The organism is Terriglobia bacterium, assembly GCA_020072815.1.
GTDB lineage: Bacteria > Acidobacteriota > Terriglobia > Terriglobales > Acidobacteriaceae > Angelobacter.
Genome location: JAIQGE010000032.1, coordinates 1 through 5516, shown reverse-complemented (window position 1 = coordinate 5516; position 5516 = coordinate 1). Strand labels below are relative to the sequence as shown.

At 56.4% G+C, this 5516-nt stretch carries 6 protein-coding genes; all 6 read right to left on the bottom strand.

Annotated elements, in window-relative coordinates; genetic code table 11:
- Positions 1-236 (bottom strand): hypothetical protein (locus LAO20_23020; GenBank protein MBZ5534307.1); only part of this gene is annotated, 236 nt, incomplete at its 3' end.
- A 111-nt stretch (positions 237-347) separates the two neighbouring features.
- Positions 348-596 (bottom strand): hypothetical protein, encoded by a 249-nt coding sequence (locus LAO20_23015; GenBank protein ID MBZ5534306.1) that lies wholly within the window; start codon positions 594-596, stop codon positions 348-350.
- Positions 593-1477: a hypothetical protein gene (locus LAO20_23010; GenBank protein ID MBZ5534305.1), complete on the bottom strand. Its 885-nt coding sequence runs from the start codon at positions 1475-1477 to the stop codon at positions 593-595. The genes LAO20_23015 and LAO20_23010 overlap by 4 nt, the downstream gene beginning before the upstream one ends.
- Positions 1474-1689: an acyl carrier protein gene (locus tag LAO20_23005; protein MBZ5534304.1), complete on the bottom strand. Its 216-nt coding sequence runs from the start codon at positions 1687-1689 to the stop codon at positions 1474-1476. The genes LAO20_23010 and LAO20_23005 overlap by 4 nt, the downstream gene beginning before the upstream one ends.
- Positions 1690-1827: 138 nt before the next feature.
- On the bottom strand, positions 1828-3843 hold the full coding sequence (locus LAO20_23000) for a KedN5 family methylcobalamin-dependent radical SAM C-methyltransferase (protein MBZ5534303.1): 2016 nt from the start codon (positions 3841-3843) through the stop codon (positions 1828-1830).
- Positions 3844-3896: 53 nt separating this feature from the next.
- Positions 3897-4703, bottom strand: a complete 807-nt coding sequence (locus LAO20_22995; protein MBZ5534302.1) for a methyltransferase domain-containing protein — start codon at positions 4701-4703, stop codon at positions 3897-3899.
- Positions 4704-5516 lie beyond the last annotated feature (813 nt).

The window sequence follows — 5516 nt, the reverse complement described above, 5'->3', positions numbered from 1 at the left end:
GCATTGTCGCCAATGTACGATTGCTTCAGGGCTTTTATGTCGCCTGCGTTCGCCACTTCGTGGTTATGATGGAGCGCCGCCATCAATTCTTTCGACGCCTGGTCGTCCCACTGCGCGGTGTCTTTCGCCGTGCTGCCAATCGTCTGGGCGCTGGCGACCCAAAGCAGCGTCGCAGCCACTAAAAAAGCCAAGGCCATGCTGATCCCACCCCGTATGTTGATGAGCTTTCTTGCCATGAAATTGCCTCCATTCTGCGATTGAGTTGCGGTTTGAACCGTCAGCTAATTTAGAGGGTTCGAGTATAGGTCGGGGCGAGGACCTTATTCTTCTCCGAACTTGCGGATTAGCTAAACCGGTAGGATTCGGTCGTCTCGCTGTTCCTGCTCCGGCAAGCGAGCAGCAACGGGCGCGAAATCCGGCGGCAAAGCCTTTCCAGTCCAGCCGTCACCTCGGAAGGAACGCCGGCGTTTTGTCACGGTTTGGATTGGTGCTTTGGCAGGGTTTGCAATCTGCAGAGCACAAAGAGCAGGACGACACTGCGGCTGTTTATCAGCTACAGCTTGCTTGATGGCCAGCTTGCCGAAAATCATCTTCACGATGCCTCAGTCGTTCCATCTAACAACCGTTTGGCCGTGATGATTTCGGCCAACCGCGCCCCATCAACTTCATTCGTTAACAAGGTGTGAAGGATGACGTTTTCGCCGACGCGGTCAAACCGTTTGAGGGTGGCAATTAAGTTTTTACCGAGATCCAGGTTTCGATAGTAAAAAACATCGCGGGCGATGGTGGAACTTTGCGCCGCCCAGTCACGAGATGTGTCCGCTAAATGATGTTTCCCGATCAACCGGCGCTCGATTGTATCGGCGATGGTTGGGTAGGCCGCGAAGTAGAGCAGCCCCGCCCCGTTGTAATCGATGTAAGGTGATGGTTCGAAAGACATCTGCAAACCAAGTACATCCTCGGAGAGCGCAAAATGATGTCCGAGGAAATCGTATTCCGTTACTTCCCCGTGACGCAGTGCCTGGCTGAGTTTCAGTAACGGCGGTGGCGAGTTTAATGGCCTGGAGTTATATACAAGGTTCGCAGAGGGAAGCGACTGATGCAGATCATTGAGCCCGTTTTTATTGCGCGCCACGAAAGTAGTGAGCATCTCCAGTTCGAATCGAGTCTCTTCATTGCCGAAAGTGATCGTGCTGTGAAAGAAAACTCGTCCGAAATGAGTGAGTTCGACTCTGGTTTTAAAGCGCTGGTCCATCTGGACCATGGAAAGGGGCGTTGCATACCTTCCCTTGATCGCCACGAAGGTTGGGTATAGCCGCCTGCCTGCATCATCCCGCATTTCCTGGGAATTGACGCCGCTCACGCCCATGGCCGCGCAGAGATAATCCCAGTGCATTTCGCCGCAGTGTTTGAACAACCAGTTCTCCGAGAGACCGGTGGCATCGGTCTGCGGCAGGTGAATGACCGTGTCGCTCATTTGTTGACCAGTAGATAAAGGTCGCGCAGCGTTGAAGCCGAGTTGAATTTTTCGTCCGTTAGCGGCAGTTGGAGGCGCGTTTCCAACGAAGCCCGCAGTTCCAGCAGGTCGAGCGAGTCAAACGGGGCCGCCTCTAACGGGATGTCGAGGAAGGAAGGATCGTCAATATTCCGCACTTCACACACAATTTCCATGAATTCGGTTTCGGTCATCGATGGTTTTCCGGAGCAGATGGAGTAACTATTCTATAGGGAGCGTATTGACTGTCTATAGGGAGCGCATTGCCTCCTGTCAACGTACTCCGAGAAGAGCTGACGTTCGAGCTCACCGGCCAGACCCGGAGAAGGTGCTCATCGGCTGACCGGCAACATCAGCCGATCACTCAGTTGCTCCTCGAGACGTTGTTCACGGGCCTCGTCGAAGTGCTGGTGGTCTTCTCTCACGGCTGGAATCTCCACCAGAGTTTTCTCATTCAGCAGCTCGGCCATGGACCTGCCGCTGTAGAACGCTACGAACTCGTGACTGTCAACGTAGGCCGCGAAACCAACACGGTAGTAAAACGTCTCAGACCTTGGCGATCCTTTCGCCAGATCGCATGGCGCTCCTGCCTCAATGGAACGCAGCAGTGTGGGCATGTCGAAGTGGAACTCCCCAACCTCACGTTCGAAGTACTCCGTTTCACCCAGGCAAACCGTCTTCAGACCGGAAGCGAGCTCTGAGTCCTCGGGAATCGGGAGTGTCAACATCTCGTAGCGGAAAAGCTCCGTAAAGAAGGGCTGCAGATGCACCGGCAAGGCGGGGAGAATCTCCTCCTGCCACCAACTTTGCAGCCTGGTCGTCAGCTTGTGGTGAGAATAGAAGTATCGAGCGCCCTGATGAGGATTCCCGCTGTCCATGGTCCGCACCATCAATTGCCGGCACTCCCAGATCCCGCGAACCACGTCATCAGTCTGGCGCCCGGCCCACTCGTCAAGAGATATCAAGACCTGCGACTGTTTGATTGAGGCCAGCTTGCGAAGGGGAATCCAGATGTTCCGAAAGATCATGTTCTCGGCGAAGACGCGAGCCCAGAACAAGAACTGATGCATGCGAGCATTTTCTTCGATCGTCATGTCGGGATGACTAATGACGTACTCGAAGTCGCAGTCTTCGCGGCGCATCGTAACCAGGCCGTAGCGGTCGCGGTTCTTATCGAAGTCAGTGTTTGGGAGGATCAGGTGGGGATAGATAGCGATCTTGGATACATGCTCGGAGATGCGGTCATAGCCCTCGATGAAGGTATCCGCGGTCTCCCCTGGAAGTCCCCAGATCAGCTCTGCATAGGTGTCCAGGCCCTCTGCCCGCAGCCAGCGCGCCAGGTCCTCGAACTCGTTCACCTTCATGTTCTTTCGGTGCATGTTCTCCAAGGCCTTATCGTCCAGGCTCTGGAGGGCGAGCGTGAAGGAGCTCTTCAGTCCCGCCTGTTTCATCTTCCTAACAATTTTGAAGAAGCGCTCTCCCTTGTTTTTGGCCCACGAAGACTCGATGTTCAGCGGGTACCCGTAGCGCTCTTTCACTCGAATCACGTCGTCTATGAAGGCTTCGTCTCCGGGAAGCATTCCCAGGTTCGCGTCACATAGGGCGATGCTCTCGACGCCCTCCCGGGCGAATAGATTGATCTCCTCACGCAGCCGTTCGCGCGAGAAAGCGCGGACCTTCTGACCTGTGGCGCCGCCCCAGTAACAAAACGCACACTTGTAGGGACAGCCACGATTGGTCTCGAGGAGGACGACGGCGTAGATCGCTTTGCCGTACTTGTCGCGATACGGAAGAATGCCCTCGAGGAAGGGAGACGGAATGTCGTCGAGATTAGCAATCCGAGCACGCTCGGGTGTCGTGACCACTCGGCCATCGCGCTGGAAGGAGATACCAGGGATGTGGTCCAATTCGTTCTTGTTGAGCCCTCCCAAATAGGCCTGAAGGATATCGCGAAAGATAAACTCGCCTTCCCCATTTGCTACTACGTCAATCGCCGGAAAGAGCCGGCACAATCGCTCTGCCTGATTGGCCACGTGCGTCCCACCCATAACTATCCAGCCGTCTGGTCTAAGTTGCCGGTAGACCTCGGCAACTGCGGCGAAGCGATATAGGTTCCAGCCGAACACTGAGATGGCGAGGATGTCGGGCGGGGGCTGTGTGAGCGATGCGTGGATAATCTCGGAGGCCGTATCGCTGCCGCGGAACGAGCAAATCTGGATATCCGCTGCGGAACGGATCCCGGGATCCGCGTAGGCCGTAGCCTTGATGTACCCAAGGGACAATGGCATCGAGACGGTGTCCATTTTCCACACGCCCTGATCCACCAGGCTTACTCGGACTTTCGTCATCTCCGCCTCTTTCGACCGCCGCGTTGCTCTTTGAAGTTCGCCTTGCGCGTTTCCTAAGTGCGATGCGCCCCGATGCGCAGCCCAACCAGCTTCCGTTCAGCGAACAGCCGACGGTAGTTTCCGGCGGCCTCGACCCACGCCAGCCAGCTGTCGGCTCCAACGGTATCGACCAGGGTTGTCTTGTGCCGGTACGACTCCTGCAATACGGTCTCTTGCAGCTTCACCACCGTGTGCGTAATGTCCGTCACGTCGAGCTCCTGAAAGCCCACGTCGCGGATTTGCGCGAGGCTGTCCGCCTGGAACGGGAGATCGTTGATCCCGTCCTCCTCCCAGAGGGATGCCCGGTCTTCGTCGCTGAGGTCAGGGCCAGAGACGATATCCGTTATGGTCATAATCCCATGCGGCCGCAGCCAGCGATGGACCCTTTCCAACACCGCGCGGCGGTCCTGGGCAACCGCGAGCATGTCGCCAAAGTAAACCAGGTCGTAACTTTCAGACGGCTCCCACTGCAGCATGTCGGCGTGGACGAAGTCGAAGCCGCGCGAACGGCGGTCGGGGTGTCGAGCGCGCGCCCGCTCGATTTGCTGAGTGCTCATCTCCACACCGGTCACACGAGAACCGAAATGAGACGTGACATAATCGCAGGCATCACCCATCCCGGAGCCGAGTTCGAGAACGCAGTGTTCCGGCCCCAGGCCCGCGTAAGCGCCCGCGTAGTCAAGCAACGCTGGACCGCCGATGTTGGCGAAGATCCTGCCGGCGTATAACGGCTCGTAGATCGTAAGACGCCAGCGAGGGTCGTCGGACACATCCCACACCTGGAGTTGCTTCTCTCGGACCGCGACTGCGTCATGGACCATACCGTTCTCCAATCGCGGGTTAGCCGTGCCGCGACCTACGAACTTCAGGACTACTCTCAGCCTTGCATTTCTCCCTCGTAACTCTACAGCTGTTTTAGGGGAGTTTTACTTCTCCCAATTTGCTCATCCCAGCATTAAATCGCCTTGCGGGGTATGCCCATTTTCGCTGCTTGAGGAACGTCCCGACCCAAGTGCTATCCTGAAGTTTTACCGTGTCGCGAGGTTGACGGACCGGCTACTAGAAGACCCGAGTCGCATTGAGAAATGTTTGAGGGCTCCAATGTGGTTTGGGTCGCCAAGGAGGACGATAGACTGGTCGGCCATGGTCTTCAACCAGCCAAAGCATTCCTCAATCCGCTTCCTCTTGTTCTGACTCAGGCATAACCAGGATGTCGCGTCGTGCGTCCATCAATCGCGCTGCCGCCGGGCCGACGGTGATTTCTGGGCCACGTGCGGCACCACGCGCAAGTTTCAGCACTCGGCCACGAACCCGAACGCGTCGCGCGAAGAGCGCTCCTACATTCGCAATCATCGTTACATCTATCTCAGTTGCCCGACCCGGTTAAGTTTGCGATTTAGGAAAGATTCTCCAGAGCACGACTAGTAAAATCGGCACACCCCTTCTCGGTCCAGATGCCTATGTTCCTTGTACCAGCGGGCCAAGGCGGTTGGACCTTTGCCGGGGAAAAAGCCTCCGATTCCGCGCGCACGTTCCATGGGTCCCCACTTCTGCATAACAGATATTCATGGAGATTGAACCCTTGTGTTCGGTCATGACAACTGGGCGAACACTCACTGCACTCTGAGTTGCGG